The following is a 19,688-nucleotide window of genomic DNA, read 5'->3' on the forward strand; positions in this document are numbered from 1 at the left end:
TCAGCCCTCCATCATCTGAGTGATCGGGATGTCCTTGAGCAGCGCGCAGTTGGAGCAGAGCAGCTTGCGCACGCTCGGCATGCGTTGGGCCACATTGGTCGAAGGCGCGAAGGCAGCTGCAATCGTAGGATTGCCCATCATCGTCTCGAGTCCGTGCTGCTGACGGATACTGCGGACGTCGGCGATGCACTGCGTGATCTCCACCTCGTAGAAGTGGATGTCGCCGGTGTGCAGGACGCCCTTTCCGCAGCCACAGCAGGGCTCGAGCTCCTTGCGGCCGAAGGGCTTGGCTTGGAGATTGTCGCTCATTGGAAGACGCCCTTCAGGATTGGGATGGAGAGGCAGGCGAGGCCAACGGCGATCGCGAAGACCGTCCATGCGATCCTCTTGCGCTTTCGTGAGCGAGCCGCACGTTGCAAGGCAGCCTGGGCGTCCTTCTCGGCGCGCTTCTCCCTCTCATCCGCCAGGTGGCGTAGGCCGGAGATGGCATAGTCGACATCATCTGGAGAAAGGTGCTGAACCATCCGGAGATCCCTGGCGCTGATCAGGATTTTCCTGTCGACCGAGTGCATTGCGAGTTCAGTCAGGTCATGGCAGCGGTCGATCTTGTGCCGGAGCTCGTCGCCGGAGAGGCTGCCGAGAAACGTCGGTGCGCTAGCGCGGTAGCGGGCGAGCTCCTCGTTGTATTCTTTCTTCCTCACCTTGAAGTGGTGGAGGAATGGCCCTGTCTTCTCGAGAATCGTGCTGGCCCCAACGACGGTCATTGGGGGCACGTCGGTCGTCTTGTGCGTCATGGTGAAACCTCGTCGCAGAGTTGAAGGAAGCGGTAACGCAGGGCAAACCAGTCGAAGCCTGGTGCACTGGAACCGGGCAGGGTGCCGGCGCGTGCGAATGCCTGGAGGCTGATGCACAGCTCCTCCTCGGCAAGGATCTCTACGGACGGCGCGTACTTGCCGTGAGCACAGCCCCAAACAACTCGAGAGGGGCCGCGATAGACCACCTCGCCGATCAGGGCGTGGGCGATCTCATGCTCGTGGGCATAGCGGAGGACATCGCCGCCATAGCCGCAGCGCTGCGCAAGAGCGACGTACTCTGCCGTCATCTGAGGCTCTGCGCCGTAGCTTGTGCCGTCGGGGAAGTGGGTGGCTATCCAATCCGAACCGATGTCGATCCGGCAGAACAGCATCTGGATTGAACGGAGAGGCTTGGTCACAGCGCGCCTCCGAAATGTGCTGCGGCCACCATGACCACGAGTCCGACGAGCGCGAGGAAGAGCCCCTGGTTTCGCGCCCACCGGAGTTGCTGGACATCAAATTGATAAATGCCGATAGACGCTGCGATGAGCCCGACGACGAAGAGGATCCAGATCATTGCTCTGCCCCCTCCTTCAGCCGCTTCACCTTGGTGATGCCGACCTTCGGGTAGCGAGCCTTGAAGATCTCGCGCGCCTGGTTCGGGTTGCATGCGTCGATGTCCATGTATCCGCCGTTCGCCGCGCGGACTCGGAACGTGACCGTCTCTGTCTTTTCATTCGCCCCCATGCTTCAGGTTCCTTTCTTCTGCCGCTTTGGGAATGGCCTCTTCGGCCACTTGCTTTTCGTGCACTCGGGCTTCTCGCCCTGGTCCTTCGCCAGCATCCGGCGACGGGCCTCTTCCTGCTGCTGCGTCAGGCGGCGGACCTTGGCGATGTTGCCGATGTCGCTGCCTGCCGTGGTGACCACCTTCTCGCCGCTCTTGCCGTAGGTTTTCTTCTGGTGCTCCGTGATCATCAGAAGCTCGATGTGGTCCGGATCATTGGCCGGCGGGATCGTGTCCCCTGTCAGGGGGTTGATCGGGCGGAGCGCGAGAGCAGGGTTGTGGTCGAACTGGACCTGCTCGATCGTGAGCCCCATGCGCTTGAGCGCCGCTATGAGCTTCACTTTGTCGGGGATCTTCTTGCGCACCGCCCGGGTCATCGCCGCCTCCTCAGATAGTGCCGCCGGCGCGACTGTAGTTGGTGAGGAGCCGTGCGATCGTGTCGGCCGCATCGGGCGACAGGCAGAGGCAGACGACACCGTCATCATCCCCGGCCTTGATCTGCTCCTCGGTGACCCTGTCCTCGGCGACGTAGTATTGGTTCTCGTCGCCGAGCTCTCTCGTGATGGTCTTGTAGGTGGTGCTCACGGTTATTCCTCCGTTCCGTGTTTTTCTTCGATGCGCTGAAGATCGATGGCGAAGACGACGTTCGTCTTCCCGGCGGGGGTCTTGATCCAGACGAGATCCTCGCTGGTGGCGAGGACGGTCACCTCGATCTTGGGGTAGTGCTCAGGAGAATCGGCGGGCCCTTCGTAGACGGCCTTGTCGTCCTTCACCCAAAAGGGCCGCACCATGGACACCTGGCCCTGGTCGATGGTGACGGTCTGGTATCCGTGGAATGAAAGGGTGACGTTGCCCATGCTGTCGGAGCCGTATTTCAACTCGGCCTGCACTGAGACGATGTCCCCCTTCTTGAAGTCTTGCCGCATTTTCAGGTCTCCTTATGCGAAGGGTGTGCCGGACAATCCGCTCTGCTTGTTCAGCCAGTGGCGGGCGGTCCTCCTGGTTTCCTCGTCGAAGTTCTTGCCGGGTGAGAGCACCCATTCGAGGAAGCCGCGATCCATGTCGGCCCACAGCTGACCGCGGTGCTTCTCACCGAACATCACGCGCTTCTGCAGGACCGGAGTGTTCGTCAGCTGGAGGAGGGACGAGGGGTGATGAGTGCTGATCATCCGGGAGAGGATGTGCGCCGTGACGTAGGAGTCCGGACCGGCACGATGCGGAGGCATCGCGATGGTCGGCCATTGCATGTCCCGATCTATGTCCAGCCAGTAACGGAGGGCCTGGTTGGAATAGGACGGCGCTTCCTCCCACAGGTGCTTTGCGCAGATCATCGTGCAGATCCACGCATGCACGCCGCCGGCGAAGAAGGTCCGCTCGAAGGCGGCATTGTGGGCGCAGAACAGGTCACCCGGTTCCATGTGCGCCATCAAAAGCCGGTAGGCCTCGTCCGGTGGCAGCCCGTCCTTCACCATGTCGTCGCTGATGTGGTGGACGGCGCGCGCCTGTGGCGGGATCGGAATGCCGGAATTGACCAGGTACGATTCGGTGGGACTCACCTCTCCGGTGATGCCGTCGACATCGGTAAAGCCGATCTCCACGATACCAACCGTCTTGCCCTTGGCTTTCTCGTCGGCCTGGTCGGTGGTTTCGAAATCGAGGACGCGGATCTTCATGCCGCTACCTTCGGGGCTGCTGCGACCGGCTGAGGGTTTGTGTAGCAGCACAAGGCGTCTCGCGAGGCGTTGACCTCATCCATCGAGAACCGAAGAAAACCCTTGAGCAGGAGCTCGGCCGGGATGTTGCGCGCTGCGATCGCTTCGATCGCGGCCTTCACCTCTGGGTCAGGATGATCGACGCTGAGAGAGAGCCTGTGGACCCCGCCCTCCTTGATGAAACGCTGCACGAGCTCGTGCTTGCGCTCTGCCGACTGGAGCTCCGCCAACAGCGACATGGCTCCTTCTGAAAATGCACTGGTCATGTTCGTTCCTCGTTTGTACTTGTCGATAATGAGGGGTGCGGGCGCCCCGGGGATGAGCGCCGCGCAGATTTTTTTTCAGGACGGGTATTTGCCGATGTTCAGCTTCTCGACCTCGAGGAGCGTCTTCACCTTGTGGACGAAGACCGCGTGGTCGGCCGACCAGGGCTCGCCGGCGGCATCCTTCTTGATCGCCCAATCGGTGGCATCGACGCAGGCCCTCACCAGTGGGTGCAGGTACTCCGGCGTCTGCTCCTTCCACGAAGGGGCGGCTGACTTCAGGACTCCGCGACGGGCGGGGGCGTCGAGCTCGGCATTGAGGGCGATGGCAAGGATCTTCTCGACTGCCTCGAGCGCCTTGGCCTCGTCTCCCTTGGCAATCATCAAGTCGGGAACCTCAGGAAGAGTGTCCGGCTTGGTTTCGGGCGGCTTCTCGTCCTGCTTCTTGTCTGCCTGCTTCGGCTCAGAGCTGCCCTGAGGCGAGCGTTCTGGCTGCCGGCGGTCCTTGCCACCGTCTCGACTGTCGTTCCGCTGCTGGCGGGGCTCCTGTACTCGGTCCCCGTCGTTCTGGAGGTTCATCCCCATCTGCTGTCGATGCTCGAGGGCCGGTGTGGCGCTGGCGTCGATGACCTCGCCCGTGAAAGGATTGACCCGCTCGGTCATCCTTGGCTGGGTGAAGTCGAAGAGCTCGTCCTGGCGCTCCAGGAGTGCGCGGATCTTGTCGTTGTTGACCGCGATGTACTTGGCGCCGCGACGGAGCACGGCTTTCCGGTACATCTCGTTGGTCCAGTCTCGCCATGCCGGGCTGTTGGGGGCCTTGGATGCCTTGCGCACCCGCTCGAAGTCCTCCAGCGACATCGTCTCGAGGTGCATGACGTTGCCAGCCTCGTCGCGGAATACCGCATAGCCACCCACGACCGGGCCGCGCTCCTCTGCGGAGGCGAATGGGTTGGACTTGTGCGACAGCGAGTTCGGATCGGCCTCGTCGAGCACAAACTCGTCGTTCTTGTAGACGAGCTTGCAGTCGATCCTGAAAACACCGCCGAGCTCCTTCACCCGCTTGATGATGCCGAGCACCATCGGCTGGTACTGCAGCTCCCCCTTGTAGGGGATCATGGCGGCTTCCTTGTTGTCGGGGACAAGGCCGTCGGCCGCGCACTTGCGGATCTCGCGCCGGATGGAGTCCTCTGAGCACAAGAGGATGTCCGGGTTCTGCTGCACCGCCGTCATGAAGACGGTCCGCAGGCGGTCGAAGCTCTGGCCGGCTTCCTGCAGAAGGGGCGCGAGATCCGCACGAAGCCCCTCCAGCAGAGGGGCGGGGTTCACGGGGCTAACGGTGATTTGGTTGCTCATACTGGATCCCTCGGTTGTAGGTGGGCATGACTGTGTGGTTGAGCCGCAGCGGCATTTTTGGCGGCGGCGTCCAGAGCTGGTCCGGGCCGAAGAGGGCCATGTACGTGCGGTAGGTTTCGAGGGCGTCCGCCACTACGCGCTTGGCGTGGTCGAACATCTTGTCCTCGGTGTCGATCGACAGCGTGATCGGGATCATGGCGTTGTCCCGGCGCATCATGACCCACACCCAATCCACACCCTCCGAATGGAAGAAGTTCTTGAGGTAGTCCCCGGGAGGGGGGTCGCCGAAGACCATGCCCTGCTCCAGGAGCGAGCGGGCGGCGAAGTAGCCGTCCATGTAGGTGCCAACCTGCAGGTCGTAGGCCATGTCATAGACCTTGCGGATGGCTGCTTCCTCGTCGCTGCCGCCCTTGAAGGTGGTGAAGGACTTGAGGTCGACGATCAGCGACTTCACCCTGTTGCCCATGGGGGCGAGCGAGTAGTCGAAGCGGGCCTTGCGGCGGATGCCGTTCTCGTCCACCCAAATGATGGACATCTCGGCCGCGCCGTTGATCAGAGAGCCGGCCACCATGACGGAAGTAAGCACCGGATCCCGCTGCATGTTCGCAACGGCGTCCTCTATCTCCTGCACCTGGCGCTCGGTGAGCTCGACGTAGTCCGGGTGCTCGTAATGCCAGCGCGCAAGGATCTCGTCGAAGAAGGGCGGGCAGTCATCGACCTCCTTGGCGCGCGCCATCAGGTCCGGCTTGTTGCCCGTGACCTTCTGGCCGTGCATGCGAAGGAACTCCTTGATGTCGTCGACCGTGTTGAGCGCGTCCGGATAATCCTTCGGGCTCGGCGGCTTGGCGTAGCGCTCCTCGAATGCCGCCTTGCCCTCGAGCACGCGGCAGTGCCAGGCATGGCCCCATTTCAGGTGCTCGGGCTCCACCTCCTTGACCGGACGCAGCCGGTCGTACTGCCACTTGCATGGCTTGCTCGCGAGATCCTTGATGGAGGTGGACCCAAGCGCCGTGTCGGCGTGGTAGATGTGCTCGGGTAGATCGAAGTAGATCCCGGGCGGGAGGGTGTAGGTGCCGTCTTCGTTGGCCTTGAAGTCGAGATAAGTCTTCACTCCGCCGCCTCCTTGAACGAGGCAACCATGCCGTCCTCAATGACGACGGCGCTCTCGCGGCCGGAGGAGACCGTCTCCACCCACACCTGAAGGTCACGCTCGTCGGCATATTCCTTCAGCGCGGCCATGGAGTCGGCATCGAGAAGCGAACCGTCGCGAACGCGAATGACGCGCAGCTTCGGGTTCATAGCGCCGGCGACAGCGATCGACACGCGCAGCTGCTCTGCATCGCTCGCCTGATTGAAGGGCTGGCCGTTGAGAAGGACGGCGTCCTCGGTGAGCTCGAGGCCAGGGACGGGGAGATCCGCATCGCGAACGGCCTTGGCAGCTTCCGCCTTGCGCTTCTCCATCGCCTTGGTGAGCGCGTCGCTCTTCTCCTCGGCGGCCTTCAGCTCGGCCTGCAGGGCTTCCTTCTGCTGTCGGCGATCGACGCGGCGGTTGATCTCCTCGGACTCGGTGATGCGCAGGCGGATAGGCTCGAGATCGATCTTCTCGCCGGTCACGACCGCGCCGTCCACCTCGTCGCGGAGCTCTTCGATGTCCTGCTCGAGGGAAACGATTTCACGCTCCAGGGTCTTGATCGTCTCCCGCTTCGACGAGACGGCCTCCTCGAGTCGCGCGATGCGCTCTTCGAGATTGACGCGGTTACGCGCTGCCGTGTCGATCTTGGCGTTGTGGTCCATCGCCTGCTGGAGCTCGGCCATCAGCTCGTCAGCGCGGATCCGCTCGGCCGGGGTATCGTCAGGCACGACGATGCTCTCGATACGTGGCTTCAGATCCCGGATGGTGCGGTTGACGTCGGTGCGCGCATCGAAGTCCGTCTGGTTGGCCTTGTCCGCCGCTGCGAAGTCGTAGCCGGGGACCAGAGCGCGCAGGGCAACGACCTGTTCGCGTGGCTTCATGCGGGAAAAGGCGAGGGGGTCGAAGGTGAGATCGCCGATGAAGCTGTTCAGCAGCTCCTGCGGGCTACCGAACTTGGCGCCGTCCTTGTTCTGCACCGTCAGCGTGATGGTGTGGTCGCCGTCATCCTTCACCTTGAATTTCTTGGTGACGATGTACTCGCCGAGATCCAGCTTGATGTAGCCGCTCTCTGCGCCTTCGCGCACCGGCTTCTTCTGGACCACCTTGTTGATGTCCAGCGCCCACCAGATGGCGTCGAGGATGGAGGTCTTGCCCTGGCCGTTCTTGCCGGTGATCTCCACCAGGTTGCCGTCGGGGGTAATGTCGACGGCGACCAGCCGCTTAATGTTCTCAGCCGTCAGCTGAACGATTTTCATTGTGTTGCCTCGTAAGCTCGGATTGCTGCTCTGCCTTCCGCGATGAACTGCTCGCGGGTCTTCTCCGGCAGGCGCCGCCAACGACGGACGCATGCCTCCTCCGGTGTTTCCGGGATGGGTTTGCCGCTCACGTCGTTGCCCTTGGGCATCAGGTTCCCGAAGCTGTGGCGGATGAATTGCTTGTAGATCGCGAAGCCGGCGGCCTCTTCCTGCTCCGGGGTCACAGCTGTGCCCCAAGCGCTCTCGCCAGCGTCTGCTGGCCAGCCTGGTGGATCAGGTTGGCCTGTCTTTCGGTCAGTGATTCGCCGCGGTGCCAGCTACGGATCGCATCGGCCGTCTCTTCCGTGAGGACGACGATCTTGCTCCGGTCGATCTGCTCTTGAGTTTTCATGATGCCCTCGAAAGTGCGAAAATTCACGCCGTATTGAAGTAAATGATACGGAATGAATAGATCGTGTCAATACGGGCATGAAAAAATACATGACGCATTGACAGAGGGCGGGTGCGGGGAGCAGAAATGAAGAAGCCCCGCACCTCTTGGAAGGAGGTCGGGGCTTAGACTGGATGAATGGTTTCGCGGCCTGATCCAGTGCGTGGGAACATACTACATCCACGTACTTTTTCAAGCGAAGCGTATCAATTCGATCAGTCTGCAGCATGGATATGACGCGGACCGGTTCGCCCATGCTGTAGGTTCAGAGCAAGAACGGGATTCGATCTGGCTCAAAGGGTCTCTGGCGGCGAAAGCTGGCAGCCTGCCCTGATCGACGGGGACGTCCCCGAAAAAGAGGCTGATGTGGTGAGGCGGACGTGGACGCCGTCACCTGTGGGATAAGCGGTGGTCGGCTCGGTCGGGCAAGATACCCCTTCCACTCCAGGAAGCTCGCCTTTCGTCAAGGCGGGGTTCTTGGTTTGTGGGCATCACGATGATCTCTCCATCAAGCAAAACAGAAAAATCTTGGGGCTGAAGAGGTAGAGGGAGGAGAGGCAATGATGCTGAAATCCTTGCTCATACCCCTCATGGTTGAGGTAGACAGGGGCCCGGAAAAAAATCGCGCGCCCCTGCCAAGATCAGACAAGCATTGAGACTTTTGCTTTTATCCGCCCGACGATACCGGCCTCGTGGGTCTCGCACTCGTGAGTTGCGTACCGCGGATTGCGGCTGCTGAGGCGGAGCTTCGGCGGCTTGGAGTGCGGGATTGTTTCGACGATGCGGATAACGACCCCGATGCCATCATGGACAGCAAAGACACCAGGCGGTGTCGGGAGTACGTCGTCCAGGTCGACGATCGCCCGGTCGCCCGGGTACATGGACCCAGGCGCCGTAGGATTGTTCGGGTCGTACATCGAATCCCCGAGTACTTCTAGGACGCGGGCACGCTGCTCCCCTATCCTCAGTCTGTCCTTGATGAAAACGTCCGGCATCTCCCAAAACTCCTCCAACTCAAACACATCCAATGAAGCCAGAAAGGCCTTCTTCCCGGCGGAGGACACGGTAGGTTCTTCTTTGTGGAGATTTACTGAAGAGGGAGAGCGCTCTGCTTCCCCATTTTGAGACGAATCAGCCTCTCCGTAGAGAAGCCACGAAGGTGATACTCCGAACGCATTGGCATAATCTCTCGCCCTGTCGGCATCGAATGCCCGGCCGCCATTTTCATGCGCTGTGTATGAAACAGGGTTAAACCCAAGCATCCGTGCGGCCACGGAAGCTGACTTATACCCTGCATTCTTGCGGGCTTCGCGCAGCCGCTTTCCAGGTTCCGACTTCATATCGTACTACTCCTCACAAAATCGATACGTTGCGTATTGACATCGATTGCCTTCGCTCCGTATAAATTACATCAAAACGGAGCGAATTTAAATGACGTGCAGTGAACCAGTCAATGATGGATTTCAGGTTAAGCTCACCGGCGATCAGGTGAAATTCATCCGGAACGTGTTGGGTGAGAGCCAGGCGAAGTTCGCCAAGCGGTTTGCGATCTCTTCCGCCACCATGTGGCGTATCGAGGACAAGGGTCCGGAGGAGTGCACTGGTCCGGAGATCATCCTTATCGACCAGCTGGCGAAGCGTTACTCAATGCCCGTCCCTGATGTCCTGATGAGGCGCCCCGACCCTGCAGAAGCCGCTGAATAAGGCGGTGGCAGGGGATGGTTAGGGGGAAGCCATTCGAGTGGGACAGGGAGAGCGACAAGGCTCTCCTGGCGATGGTGAAATCGGGCATGTCGCACCGCTCGATCGCCAAGGAGATGGGCATCAACCATCCCCAGGTATCGCGGCGACTGGCCAAGCTGCGGGAGCAGGAGGCGGAGAAGTCCGCCACTAACCAGCTCGTCATCGGCAAACATCTCCCATCCTACAAGGCGGCGCGTCGGGGCTTCCACGTCCCGGCTCATCTGGAGCCGCAATACTTCGAACTCCTGAAGAGCGGAGTCCCGATCGCCGAGGCGTGCCGGCGGCTGGGCATCAACAAGCACGATCCAGTCTGAAGAGGTTGAGATGATGAGCAGGGACCATAACGAGAAGACGGAGCAGGAGCTCTACGAGGACCAGCAGTTCATGAAGGGGTTCGCAGACCTCAAGAAACTGCAGTCGACCATGGCCGGGACCAAGGGCGACATGGGTGCAATCTACAAGCGGCTGAAGGATCTCGGCTTCTCCAAGAAGGATGTCGAGTTTGCCTTCACGCTCGAGGACAAGGACGTCGGCCAGGTGATCGCCGACTTCGAGAACAAGATCCGCATCGCAAAACTGTTCGGCCACCAGCTCGGCCGCCAGATGAGCCTGCTCGACCAGGACCGCACGCCGCAGGAAGACCGCGCCTACGAAGAAGGCAAGGCCGCCGGCATGCTGCGCAAGAGCGGGAGCAACCCGTACCAGCCCGGCAGCCCCGAGTTCCAGTCGTGGCAGAAGGGCATGAACGACGGCCACGCCTTCATCAACAAAGACCTCGCCGCCGCAGTCAGCCCGAACTGACCCGGCCAACAGGCAGTCACCCCGGCGAGAATGCCACCACAAGGAGAAGTGTAATGCACGACAGTATCGGCAAAACCTACAGGGACAAGATCACTGGATTTCAGGGCGTGGCGACAGGCCACGTCGATTACATCACCGGCTGCAACCAGACACTGCTGCAGCCGAAGAGCGCTGATCCTGCCAAGCGCGCAGAGGCGGAGTGGTTCGACGACCAGCGCCTTGAGGAAGTCCCGAACGTCAACCGGATCATCCTCAATAACGGGCAGACCCCGGGTTTTGATCGAGAGGCGCCGAAGCGCTGATGGCCATGTGTCATGAGGCACGGGCGGGCCACCCAATACCAGCAGCGGAAGCTGGAAGCCGCCTTCGCGAAAGCTGATCGCGAGGCGGCGCTGAGGAAGCAGGACGGGCGGTGCAAATACTGCCTCGTCCGCCTCACCTACAAGAACGTCACCCGGGACCACGTCATAGCCCGAGCGACTGGTGGCCTCGACCACCGCAACAACATCGTCGCCGCCTGCGAGCGCTGCAACAAGGCCAAGGGGATGATGTCGGTCAAGCTGTTCATGCGTCTGATCACATTCCCACGGCCGGGCGAGGACATCCGCTACCGGATGATCTGGTTCGACCTCCGCATCAACAGGGCGCTGATGGAAATGGAAAAGAACGTGTTCAAAGCCGTGGGGATTAAGAGTTGAGCGCCTGGTTTTTCGACCCTCTGCTACCTCTGCACTATGAGATGCTCGTGATCGACCCGCCGTGGGGGTTCGACCTTTACAGCGATGAGGGCATCGAAAAGTCGGCCCAAGCTCACTACGACCTGATGACCGATGAGCAGATCCTCGGCCTGCCGGTCGGGCAGCTCGCGTCAATGAACTGCCTCTTATACCTTTGGGCCACGGCCCCGAAGCTCCCCTTCGCTATCGACTGCGTCAAGGCATGGGGGTTTGAGTACAAGTCCTACATGGTCTGGCGGAAGACCACCGTTAGAGGGAAGGTCCGCGTCGGGACCGGGTACCGCGTGCGCTCGACGGGCGAAATGGTCGTCGTTGGGACACTCGGAAATCCCAAGCAGTCCTACGTGCCTCACACAGTTTTCGACGGGGTTGCTCGTCAGCACAGCCGCAAGCCTGACGAGTTCTATACGCTCTGTGACAGGGTAATGCCGCACGCGCGACGTGCAGACGTCTTCACCCGAGAGAGCCGCCCTGGCTGGCACGGCTTCGGCAATGAGGCGACCAAGTTCGACGCCGAGGTGGCAGCATGAGCACAGCGCCCGGCAGCTACTTCGTGTTCGACCCTGGCAGGACTATGGGTTTTGCCTATTGCCTCGCCGGCGGAGAGAAGATCCGGCACGGCACCTGGCGTTTCAACCAGAAATCTCCGGGCGCCGCCTATGCCGAGTTCATCACCTACCTGAAGCGTACCCTCACAGGACTCCCTGATCCTCTGGTCGGGATCGAGCTGATGACCATCGTCGACCACGGCCAGAACGGCAAATCGGCGATCGACGCGCAGCAGGTGATGTTCTCGTCTGGCTGGCCCACCCATGCGCAAACGCTCTGCCACACTATGGGGCTGCGCGAGCCGGAGCTCATGGCGATCTCGACGTGGCGTTCAAAGACCCACGGCAAAATGCGGGTGCCGGATAACATGAAGGCGCTGAAGCAGGCCGAGAAGAGCAAGTGGCTGAAGCTCCAGGCCAAGCTCTACTGCGATAAGAACGGCTGGTCCTACAACACGGAGGACGAAGCCGAAGCGCTCTGCATGCTGGACGCGCTGCGCATCATCCACGAGCCCGACTATGCCTTCGATAAGGGCCGGTCGTTCCAGCAGGAGAGTTTTCTGTGAGCGGGCGGACCCCTTGCATCAACCCGAAGTGCCGACGCACGGCCGATGCGGCGAAGTTTCCCGACGAGATGATCTGCGGCAAGTGCTTCAAGGCTCTGCCTCAGCAGCTGCGCGAAGATTTCAAGTTTGCGTGGAGGCAGTACCGCAAGTGGGACCGCCGCCGGATGAAAACGACCGACGAGCTCAAGCTCCAGAAGGTCCACTCGGTCATGGGTATGTGGGGGCGCCGCATCGACGCCACCTGGGTGGAGATCAAGAAGCACCTGACGGCTGACGAGAAGCCCGAAGGCCTCGACGCCTTCCTCGAGGAGATGGGGCTTTAGCATGCGGTTCTCAGACCAGTTCATCAACGACCTGCGGGACAGGATCTCGATCTCGGACGTGGTGGGCACCCGTGTAACCTGGGACCGGGCGAAGACCAGACCTCAGAAGGGTGATTATTGGGGCTGCTGCCCCTTTCATGGCGAGAGCCGCCCGTCCTTCCACTGCGAGGACCGCAAGGGGCGGTACCATTGCTTCGGCTGCGGCCAGTCGGGCGACCACTTCAGGTTCTTCATGGATCTTGATGGCGTCTCGTTCCCCCGGGCAATCGAGATGGTGGCGTCGCTCGCTGGCGTCGGCCTGCCGGACCGTGAGGAATCGCCCACCGAAAAGCGCGAGCGCATGAAGCGCGAGGCTGACCGACAGAGGCGCGACCAGCAGCGCGAGCGTCAGAACCAGCGGGAGCAGGAGCGCAAGGCGGAGACCGTGCGGTCCATCTGGCAGGGCGCGGTGCCGATCGCCGGCACGCTGGCGGAGGAATACCTGCGGTCCCGTTCGATCGAGATCACGGATTTCCCGGAAGGCACCGAGTGGATGCCGAGCCTTCGGTTTCACCCAGGCCTGAAGCTAGGGGACGAGCGGTACCCGGCCCTGATCGGCGGGGTGCAGTCCAGGAATCGGAAGCTCACCGCCGTGTGGCGGATCTTCCTGCGTCAGGACGGCACGGTCCTGAAGGACGCGGACGGCAAGAAGGTGAAGCTCGGGCTGGGCCCTGCCGTTGGCGGGGCGGTGAGGCTCGGGCCGGTCGGCGAGACCCTGAGGCTCACCGAAGGCATCGAGACAGGACTTGGCGTTGCGCTGCTGACCAGCAGCAAGGCGTCGGTGTGGGCCACCCTGTCCACCTCAGGAATGATCAACTTCGAAATCCCGGAAGGCGTGAAGCGCCTCGAGATCTACGCGGATGGCGATCGCCACCGCCTCAACAAGCGAACCGGCGACCTGATGGATCCGCCGGGCATTGCAGCGGCGAAGCAACTCCAGGAGCGGGCGAGAAAAGAGGGGGTGGAGGCTGTCCTCTTCCCATCCCCGGAGCCCGACGACTGGCTAGACGTATGGGTACAGAGAAAGAAAGATGAGCAACGATTCCGCACAGTCCAATATCGGTAACAACAAGATCGAGCAGCTGGTGCTCGGCTGCATCCTCCTCAATGAGGAGAACTACTGGCACGTCAGCGACATCCTCACCATGGATCTCTTCGGATCCGAGGACCACCAGAAGATCTTCGCCATCATCCATGAGCTCGCCTGTGATGGGCGGGCCATCCGCGTCCCGATCGTCGCCGGCCGCATCGGCAGCCTCAGCGGGGGCAACGACCCGGAGGCATACACATCCATGCTCCTGCATGTGGCCTCCCGCGAGGAGGGAGGGATCCCGCTGCGCGACTACGCCTTCGAGCTCCGGGCGTCCGCCACGCGCCGAAAGGTGATCGCGCTGGCTGAGAACATGATCAAGTCGGCGGGCAATCTCGCCTACGATCCAGACCAGATCGTCGACCGTGCCGCCGAGCGTCTGGCTGACATCTCACGGTCGGCCGCAATCGAATACGAGTCGACCGTCGCTGGCACAATCCGGCAGATCTACGAGTCGGCGTCGGCCCCAGGCTCGGGCATGGCGCTGCGTCCATGCCTCATCGGGCTGGAGAAGATGGTCGGCTGCTTCCCGCAAGGCTCGCTGATCCTGTGGGGCGGGGCGCCGGGATCCGGCAAGACGGCGATGGCCATGCAGCAGATGCTGTTCTCCAGCACTGTGCACCCGACCTCGCTGTTCGAGCTGGAGATGGACAACAAGTCGCTGGTAGCACGCTCGATCGCCGGGCAGACGGGCGTCTCCATGCGCGACATCCTCCGGGGCTTGGACGAGCAGCAGATCGACGCGATGGTGGCGGCGCAGAAGCACTTCGCCGACCGCAAGCTGACCATCGTCTCGCCGTCGAAGATGACCATCCAGCAGGTGCGCAGCCGGGCCTATGCCCACAAGCGCAAGTTCGGCCTCGATCTCCTCTGCGTTGACCACCTGAAGCTGGTCGAGCGGCAGACCAAGACGCGCATGGACCCGGTGGAGAGGGCCTATGAAAACGCGCGTGACCTGAAGGCGCTGGCCAAGGATCTCGACTGCACCGTCATCGGGCTCTGCCAGTTCACCAAGGCGGCACGCCAGAAGGAGCAACCGGAACCGGAGATGGAGGATTTCTACGGCGGGTCGCTGGAAGAACACGCCGACATCATGCTCGCCAACTTCAACCGCAACGACTGGCTGAAGCGCAACCCGCCCATGACCAACAAGGGGAAGGCGGCCGAGGATTATCAGGCAAAGCTCAGAACGAGCGAAGGCAAGATCGAGGTCTATAAACTGAAGGATCGCTTCGGCTCGCCGCGCGACCGGCACATCTTCGATTGGGACGGCAAGCTCACCCTCTTCAAGGACCAGATGGCGACGCAGACGTCGTTCCTGCCCGACGAAGAATTTGACCCTGCAGATCTGTGAGGAGGGGACCATGAACCAGTTCGATTTCGATACGGAGCAGCTCAGATCCGGCGGCTATATCGCAAAGCTGAGAACCGCCGGCGACGGCGACCTGAAGCCCATCCTGCAGGAAGGGGGGAGACCGATCATCTTCGGCAACGAGGTTGAGGCGCTGCGCTCCCTGCTTACCCACCTCTGCCGCTACGTTAATGGGCACCTGGTGCGGGACGGCGAGGTGGCAGGGGAAACGAGGAGCGAGGCGGAGGGAATCTTCAAGCCGGTGCTGAGGCAGAAGGGAAAGTCCAGGGTGATCACCGTGGCATACAAGGGGCAGAGACAGAGATGCGGACCAAGGAAACCAAGCGAGCAGCGAGACGAGTCACCAAACACGCTGACGGAACCGTCTACGTAGCATGGGTGCTGTGGCTGATCGGCATGTCCGAGCCGAAGATTGCGGCAGTGCTGCTGAAGCGGCCGAAGCAGATCTCGGGTATAGTCACCCGGTCACCCTTCGCCAATCGCTCGGCCATGACGGACGGGCAGAGGCAAGCGGCACTGGACGAGCTGGCTTCGGTCAGGTTCGGGGAGGACGGCAAGCCGATCGACGGCGGGATCCTCGACAAGGTGCCGATGAAGATCATCCCGCTGCAGGGCAAGCAGCGCAAGGCAAGGAGTAGCAACGGTGGCAACCGGACAGGGCATTCTCGATAGGCTGAAACGCGCCAAGGCCAGTGCCGATGAGGCGCCGCGGGGCGTCCTGCCGCTCGTGGCCTTCTACGGCAGGGACGAGGAGAGGGAGGATATGCGGACCCGGATGTATCAGTCCGTCAGCCGGGTCATGAACGCGCTCGACGTGGGCGACGCGCCGAAGCCGCGGGGCGAGAACAGCCACCACCTGATGCTCGACATGAACGACGCCGTCACCTTCCTCAATGCAAGCTCGAGTCCTGTTGAGTATCTGGTGTCGCGCGGCGAGCTCGAGCTTGAGGGTGACGACGCCGGCATGGGTGGCATGCGCTTCCACACGGCGCTGCGCTTCCGCGATCTCGTCAATGGTGCGCAGGTAAAGGGACTGAAGTCTCCCTCGCTGGAGGGGACGGGCGGCGGTGGCGGTGTGGCGACCGACATAAGGGGCTACCAGCTGGACTGCATCAACCTGATCGGCAAGATCCGCAAGGGAATGCCGGAGCCGTGGATCTACCCGATGATGGAGGCGGTAGTGTTCATGGATGAATGGCTCGATCTCGGGCCGGAGAGGGAGTCCCGCGCCGTGAAGCGCGAGACCCTGGCAAAGCGAAGGCTGAAGACCCTGCATGCTTTGCATTACGCGCTTGACCGGACGGGGGTCGTGCTCGGCTACATGGCCGAAGACGATTTCATGCAGCGGTGGCCGGACGGGGTTCCTGCTTTCCCGCCATCAGTTCGTCGTCGTAGTCAGGAGTCCAAGGCTGCAAACCAGCTCGCACTGCTGACATTGCCAGCCTCTCGGCGAGCGTAAGCTCACGGCGGCCGGTGAAAGTTTGGCTGGCGGTGGTGGCGCTGTCGATGCCGATCTCGCCGGCCGCCTTGCTGACCTGCTTCTGGTTAAAGCCCATGCGGGCCACCCAAATGCGGAAGTGGTTGGTGCTCATGTCTTCTCCTGGCATTGTTCGGTGATGGTCTCGGCGATGCGGAAGTTCTCCTCGCTGTGAGCGATGAGCCTGGCGGTTACGTGGACGGAGTGCGGGATGTCCTGCTCTCCGTCCAACCATTTCATAACCCGGGCCTGAGGCACCCCCACGATCTCCGCAAAATAGGTGGGTGTGATGTTGATCTCGTCCAGCAAAACTGCGAGCTCGGCGCCGGTGAGGCGGACGTAGCCACCAGCCTTGCGGGTGTCGACCGTGCGGCTGTCGAAGAGGCGGATGACCGCGTCCTTGGCAGCGGACTCGGCTGCCGCCTCAGTCGGGAAGAGCTTCACCCCGCCACTATCCCGGACGAGATCCGGGACGAGGCCAGGCAAGGCGAATTGTGCGGCGAAGCGATCGCCGCGGGGGAGTGCCTTGGCGATAAGGCGGGATGCGGGTTTGTTGCTCATGACTTTCCTTGCTTCACTCAACGGGGTTACCACCGCATGCTGTTCTGCTTGCGGCCATCCTTCCAGACTCTGATCATCAGCGTGTTAACGTAAGTGCCGACCTCGGCAAAGGAGCCGGTCGGGAGGTCTTGCCATTCCGCCTTCATCTTGGCCATCAGCTCGCGGAAGGCGATCGACTTCTTCGTCTCCCGAAACTCCGTGCCCGCCGACATGATGGCGACGAGGCAACCGTCGGGCTTCAGGAAGTCGAGCGCGTGGACGACATGGTCGATGTCACGCTCCCGGTCGAAGGGCGGGTTCATGACGATGCGGTCATAGAGCCGGGCCGGATCCGGCTGCACCTTGAGGAAGTCAGCGCAGGTCACCCGCCCGTAGATGCCGGCCGCTTGAAGTTCGTGTGCCAGGTGCGGCTGGACCTCGATACAATCGACGAGATTGTCGAAGCGGTACTCGTTCATGTAGCGATCGCGGCCACCCGACCAGTTGTCGAAGGCGGCAGGGGTGGTGATGCAGCGACGGGCGAGGTTGCCGGTGCCGGCCGACGGCTCGAGGATGCGCAGCTGCGGCTCCTCCTTCTTCCGAAGGAGAGAGATCTTGCTGATCAGATTGTCGGCTGCGGAGTCAGGCGTCGGGTAGAAGCCGAAGTAGCGGGCCGGCGTCGTCTTGACGTTCTTGAGGGGATCCTCTTCCTTCGTCATGCCGTCGCCGATCACCTCGCCATAGTGCTCGGCCAGGATCTTGTTGATCTTCTCGACGAGATCCTTGCGGGTGAACCACAGGTGGGCATTGCCGTTCTTGAAGATGCGGATCCGGAAATAGTCTCCCTCATGCTCGCTCTGGTGCGGCGTGAAGCGGCTCGTTCTTTCCCTGTCGATCTTGGCAACGATGCTGGCATACTTCGCCTTTGCAGGCTTGCCGTCGAGGACCAGGAATGTGCGCTCAACGTCGTAGAGAAGATCGACCTTGCCGCCGAAGCTCCTGAACCAGCCATCACGATCCACGATGTAATCGAGGATCATGCGAGAGCCGACCTTGAACCCGTCATGTGAGCGGAACCTTCGGTCCAGCTTCGTGAAGACGTTGACGATGCCGCGGCGGAAGATCATCTCGGCGTCGCCCTGGAAGCGGTCGAGCGTAGCGTAGATGTTCTCCGGGGTGACAGGCGGCAGCATCCGGTCGATCTCGTCCTGATTGATGATCTCACCGTCCCGACCTCTGCGTTCGGGAACATACTTCATCTGCGACCGCAGCTCTTTCTTCGCTTGCGCGTCCATCAGCTGCTCGATGCCGGCCATGTCTATGACGTGGGTCCAGACAGTGACGTCGATCAAGCGGCGAGCAGTGCGTAGGTAGCGATCGCGGTCAGGAAGATTGACCGCGTTGTGGAAATGGCTGATCTCTTCACGGCTGTCCGACCAGTCGCCGGGCTTGCCAGGTGCAGCGGCTTCCCAAAGCGCGCTGGCTTGGGCGACGGCCTTGGCAGCCTCCTCAATCTTCTCGAAGGCGAGCTCGTAGTGGCGTATGGCCTCGTCGCGGAAGGCGCAGACCTGTTCGACGGTGTGGGTGGGGACCAGTGCGTTCATGATGTTCTCCTTGGTGCCATGGGCGGCGGGTTTCAGGCGGCTTCCTTGCGGGCCTTCTCGTCGAGTAGCCCCGCATAGCGCTCGTGGATGCTGTCGACAGTGAGGTGGTGAGACGTGAAGCCGTAGATCTCGGTGACTTGATTTCGGACGGAGGCGAGGATCTCTGCCTCATCATTCGTCAACATGCGGGTGGGCCAGCCCTTGACGTAGAGCATGGGCTTGGTGATCTGCCCTTCGATCTCCTTGCGCAGCGTGGCTCGATGCTTAGCCAGTTGCAGCGCCTCCCGTTCGTCGGAAGTCAGGAGGTGAGGAGCGACGTCGCCCAGCCAGCGTGACCCCTGAAATGCAAAGCCACTCTCGGACTCGAGGCGGACCATGCGGCGATAGAGCTCGTGGCTTTCCGGTACTGCCGTGGCAGCCGTGAGGTCGGCGATGTTCGACATGATGCAGAAGCGGCAGGACACCCGCGTCATTCCGTGGACGCGGTACGCCGGGTGTGGAGTGAGGCCGGAGCGATCGATCATCCCGAAGACATCGTCGGTGGTGAGCTCGATGATCGGGCGCCACGTCCAGACCTGGCCGCCGGCATCGCTGTCGGCCACCGACATGCGGGCCCTGGCCGCGCTCTCTTCTCGGCGGACGCCGATCACATTGAGGATCTTCTGTCCTTTGAACCTCGATTTCAGATCCGCCATGATGACGTGCGTCTTCAGTTCGGAGGTGCAGAATCGCATGGCCGGTGTGGACCAGCAGGGGACGAGGGTGACGGTGCTCAACGTCTCGTAGCGCGTCTTGCTCGACAGCCACCGGCTTTCCCAGCGCTCCATCAGGCCACCTGCCTTACGTCGGACGACAACGAGATCGCATTCGAGGTGGTCGGCCAGCTCTTGGCAGACGCGCAAGCTATCGTCCCACTCGACGGTGCCGAGATCCGCATGGACCAGGATGCGCGGCCCCTTATGATCGAGGGCATTCAGGTAGTGGAAGGTGGCGATCGCTGCCGCCTGGCTGTCCTTACCGCCCGACACACCGATGGCGACCGGTGCGTTCGAGGCAACGAGGGATACGATGTCGTCGGTGACCGAGACAGTCATGGTGTTCTCCGTGTGCTCATAATTGAGGGG

At 61.7% G+C, this 19,688-nt stretch carries 32 protein-coding genes; 13 read left to right on the plus strand and 19 right to left on the minus strand.

The window, feature by feature from the left end:
* From NT26_RS06540 to NT26_RS22315, 16 genes are all read right to left on the minus strand, one after another.
* A complete protein-coding gene (locus NT26_RS06540; RefSeq protein WP_052637984.1) occupies nucleotides 1-309 on the minus strand; it encodes a hypothetical protein in 309 nt (102 codons plus the stop codon).
* A complete protein-coding gene (locus NT26_RS06545) occupies nucleotides 306-794 on the minus strand; it encodes a hypothetical protein (RefSeq protein ID WP_052637985.1) in 489 nt (162 codons plus the stop codon). Before NT26_RS06545 ends, NT26_RS06540 begins: the two co-directional genes overlap by 4 nt.
* A complete protein-coding gene (locus tag NT26_RS06550) occupies nucleotides 791-1,213 on the minus strand; it encodes a hypothetical protein (protein ID WP_052637986.1) in 423 nt (140 codons plus the stop codon). The genes NT26_RS06545 and NT26_RS06550 overlap by 4 nt, the downstream gene beginning before the upstream one ends.
* A complete protein-coding gene (locus NT26_RS22685) occupies nucleotides 1,210-1,371 on the minus strand; it encodes a hypothetical protein (RefSeq protein ID WP_156157130.1) in 162 nt (53 codons plus the stop codon). The genes NT26_RS06550 and NT26_RS22685 overlap by 4 nt, the downstream gene beginning before the upstream one ends.
* Complete coding sequence (locus NT26_RS22690; RefSeq protein ID WP_156157131.1) at nucleotides 1,368-1,541, minus strand: hypothetical protein; 174 nt, start codon at nucleotides 1,539-1,541, stop codon at nucleotides 1,368-1,370. Before NT26_RS22690 ends, NT26_RS22685 begins: the two co-directional genes overlap by 4 nt.
* Before the next feature lie 3 nt (nucleotides 1,542-1,544).
* A complete protein-coding gene (locus tag NT26_RS06555; RefSeq protein WP_244467673.1) occupies nucleotides 1,545-1,955 on the minus strand; it encodes a hypothetical protein in 411 nt (136 codons plus the stop codon).
* A gap of 10 nt (nucleotides 1,956-1,965) precedes the next feature.
* Nucleotides 1,966-2,163, minus strand: coding sequence for a hypothetical protein (locus NT26_RS06560; RefSeq protein ID WP_052637987.1), 198 nt, complete (start codon nucleotides 2,161-2,163; stop codon nucleotides 1,966-1,968).
* 2 nt (nucleotides 2,164-2,165) lie between these two features.
* The gene (locus NT26_RS06565) at nucleotides 2,166-2,504 is read right to left on the minus strand and encodes a hypothetical protein (RefSeq protein WP_052637988.1); all 339 of its coding nucleotides are present in this window, start codon (nucleotides 2,502-2,504) and stop codon (nucleotides 2,166-2,168) included.
* A gap of 12 nt (nucleotides 2,505-2,516) precedes the next feature.
* Complete coding sequence (locus NT26_RS06570; protein WP_052637989.1) at nucleotides 2,517-3,251, minus strand: exonuclease domain-containing protein; 735 nt, start codon at nucleotides 3,249-3,251, stop codon at nucleotides 2,517-2,519.
* The gene (locus tag NT26_RS06575) at nucleotides 3,248-3,556 is read right to left on the minus strand and encodes a hypothetical protein (RefSeq protein WP_152338587.1); all 309 of its coding nucleotides are present in this window, start codon (nucleotides 3,554-3,556) and stop codon (nucleotides 3,248-3,250) included. The genes NT26_RS06570 and NT26_RS06575 overlap by 4 nt, the downstream gene beginning before the upstream one ends.
* Nucleotides 3,557-3,631: 75 nt before the next feature.
* Entirely contained in the window at nucleotides 3,632-4,906 is a 1,275-nt protein-coding gene (locus tag NT26_RS06580; RefSeq protein WP_052637991.1) for a recombinase RecT, read from the minus strand.
* Entirely contained in the window at nucleotides 4,884-6,017 is a 1,134-nt protein-coding gene (locus NT26_RS06585) for an exonuclease family protein (protein ID WP_052637992.1), read from the minus strand. Before NT26_RS06585 ends, NT26_RS06580 begins: the two co-directional genes overlap by 23 nt.
* Entirely contained in the window at nucleotides 6,014-7,294 is a 1,281-nt protein-coding gene (locus NT26_RS06590) for an AAA family ATPase (protein ID WP_052637993.1), read from the minus strand. Before NT26_RS06590 ends, NT26_RS06585 begins: the two co-directional genes overlap by 4 nt.
* On the minus strand, nucleotides 7,291-7,518 hold the full coding sequence (locus NT26_RS22940; RefSeq protein WP_052637994.1) for a hypothetical protein: 228 nt from the start codon (nucleotides 7,516-7,518) through the stop codon (nucleotides 7,291-7,293). The genes NT26_RS06590 and NT26_RS22940 overlap by 4 nt, the downstream gene beginning before the upstream one ends.
* Complete coding sequence (locus NT26_RS22695; RefSeq protein ID WP_156157132.1) at nucleotides 7,515-7,685, minus strand: hypothetical protein; 171 nt, start codon at nucleotides 7,683-7,685, stop codon at nucleotides 7,515-7,517. Before NT26_RS22695 ends, NT26_RS22940 begins: the two co-directional genes overlap by 4 nt.
* 680 nt (nucleotides 7,686-8,365) lie before the next feature.
* A complete protein-coding gene (locus tag NT26_RS22315; RefSeq protein WP_082077647.1) occupies nucleotides 8,366-9,064 on the minus strand; it encodes a helix-turn-helix domain-containing protein in 699 nt (232 codons plus the stop codon).
* A 91-nt stretch (nucleotides 9,065-9,155) separates the two neighbouring features.
* Between NT26_RS22315 and NT26_RS06610 the strand changes: the two genes are divergently transcribed.
* The 13 genes from NT26_RS06610 to NT26_RS06670 are packed head-to-tail and all read left to right on the plus strand — an operon-like array spanning nucleotide 9,156 to nucleotide 16,402.
* On the plus strand, nucleotides 9,156-9,428 hold the full coding sequence (locus tag NT26_RS06610) for a helix-turn-helix domain-containing protein (RefSeq protein WP_052637997.1): 273 nt from the start codon (nucleotides 9,156-9,158) through the stop codon (nucleotides 9,426-9,428).
* Nucleotides 9,429-9,442: 14 nt separating this feature from the next.
* Nucleotides 9,443-9,781 carry a hypothetical protein gene (locus NT26_RS06615; protein WP_052637998.1) on the plus strand — a complete coding sequence of 113 codons (339 nt, stop codon included), beginning with the start codon at nucleotides 9,443-9,445 and terminating at the stop codon, nucleotides 9,779-9,781.
* A 10-nt stretch (nucleotides 9,782-9,791) separates the two neighbouring features.
* Nucleotides 9,792-10,268 carry a hypothetical protein gene (locus NT26_RS06620; RefSeq protein ID WP_052637999.1) on the plus strand — a complete coding sequence of 159 codons (477 nt, stop codon included), beginning with the start codon at nucleotides 9,792-9,794 and terminating at the stop codon, nucleotides 10,266-10,268.
* 53 nt (nucleotides 10,269-10,321) lie between these two features.
* Nucleotides 10,322-10,570: a PI-PLC domain-containing protein gene (locus NT26_RS06625; protein ID WP_052638000.1), complete on the plus strand. Its 249-nt coding sequence runs from the start codon at nucleotides 10,322-10,324 to the stop codon at nucleotides 10,568-10,570.
* Between the two features lie 12 nt (nucleotides 10,571-10,582).
* A complete protein-coding gene (locus NT26_RS06630) occupies nucleotides 10,583-10,966 on the plus strand; it encodes an HNH endonuclease (protein ID WP_052638001.1) in 384 nt (127 codons plus the stop codon).
* Nucleotides 10,963-11,535, plus strand: coding sequence for an MT-A70 family methyltransferase (locus tag NT26_RS06635; RefSeq protein WP_244467674.1), 573 nt, complete (start codon nucleotides 10,963-10,965; stop codon nucleotides 11,533-11,535). The genes NT26_RS06630 and NT26_RS06635 overlap by 4 nt, the downstream gene beginning before the upstream one ends.
* Entirely contained in the window at nucleotides 11,532-12,119 is a 588-nt protein-coding gene (locus NT26_RS06640) for a hypothetical protein (RefSeq protein ID WP_052638002.1), read from the plus strand. Before NT26_RS06635 ends, NT26_RS06640 begins: the two co-directional genes overlap by 4 nt.
* Complete coding sequence (locus NT26_RS06645) at nucleotides 12,116-12,442, plus strand: hypothetical protein (protein WP_052638003.1); 327 nt, start codon at nucleotides 12,116-12,118, stop codon at nucleotides 12,440-12,442. The genes NT26_RS06640 and NT26_RS06645 overlap by 4 nt, the downstream gene beginning before the upstream one ends.
* Before the next feature lies 1 nt (nucleotide 12,443).
* Entirely contained in the window at nucleotides 12,444-13,547 is a 1,104-nt protein-coding gene (locus NT26_RS23115) for a CHC2 zinc finger domain-containing protein (RefSeq protein WP_052638004.1), read from the plus strand.
* Nucleotides 13,513-14,925, plus strand: a complete 1,413-nt coding sequence (locus NT26_RS06655; RefSeq protein ID WP_052638005.1) for a DnaB-like helicase C-terminal domain-containing protein — start codon at nucleotides 13,513-13,515, stop codon at nucleotides 14,923-14,925. Before NT26_RS23115 ends, NT26_RS06655 begins: the two co-directional genes overlap by 35 nt.
* Before the next feature lie 10 nt (nucleotides 14,926-14,935).
* Nucleotides 14,936-15,316, plus strand: a complete 381-nt coding sequence (locus NT26_RS06660) for a hypothetical protein (RefSeq protein WP_052638006.1) — start codon at nucleotides 14,936-14,938, stop codon at nucleotides 15,314-15,316.
* 23 nt (nucleotides 15,317-15,339) lie between these two features.
* Nucleotides 15,340-15,615: a hypothetical protein gene (locus NT26_RS06665; protein ID WP_152338588.1), complete on the plus strand. Its 276-nt coding sequence runs from the start codon at nucleotides 15,340-15,342 to the stop codon at nucleotides 15,613-15,615.
* The gene (locus NT26_RS06670) at nucleotides 15,587-16,402 is read left to right on the plus strand and encodes a hypothetical protein (RefSeq protein WP_052638008.1); all 816 of its coding nucleotides are present in this window, start codon (nucleotides 15,587-15,589) and stop codon (nucleotides 16,400-16,402) included. The genes NT26_RS06665 and NT26_RS06670 overlap by 29 nt, the downstream gene beginning before the upstream one ends.
* A gap of 129 nt (nucleotides 16,403-16,531) precedes the next feature.
* Here NT26_RS06670 and NT26_RS06675 read toward each other — a convergent pair whose 3' ends face one another.
* Genes NT26_RS06675 through NT26_RS06685 form a run of 3 tightly spaced genes read right to left on the minus strand, consistent with a single transcriptional unit; the run spans nucleotide 16,532 to nucleotide 19,658 of the window.
* Nucleotides 16,532-16,981, minus strand: a complete 450-nt coding sequence (locus NT26_RS06675) for a hypothetical protein (RefSeq protein ID WP_052638009.1) — start codon at nucleotides 16,979-16,981, stop codon at nucleotides 16,532-16,534.
* Nucleotides 16,982-17,007: 26 nt separating this feature from the next.
* A complete protein-coding gene (locus NT26_RS06680) occupies nucleotides 17,008-18,564 on the minus strand; it encodes a DUF4942 domain-containing protein (protein WP_052638010.1) in 1,557 nt (518 codons plus the stop codon).
* A gap of 32 nt (nucleotides 18,565-18,596) precedes the next feature.
* On the minus strand, nucleotides 18,597-19,658 hold the full coding sequence (locus NT26_RS06685) for a phosphoadenosine phosphosulfate reductase domain-containing protein (RefSeq protein ID WP_052638011.1): 1,062 nt from the start codon (nucleotides 19,656-19,658) through the stop codon (nucleotides 18,597-18,599).
* Between the last annotated feature and the right edge of the window lie 30 nt (nucleotides 19,659-19,688).

The organism is Pseudorhizobium banfieldiae (assembly GCF_000967425.1).
GTDB lineage: Bacteria > Pseudomonadota > Alphaproteobacteria > Rhizobiales > Rhizobiaceae > Neorhizobium > Neorhizobium banfieldiae.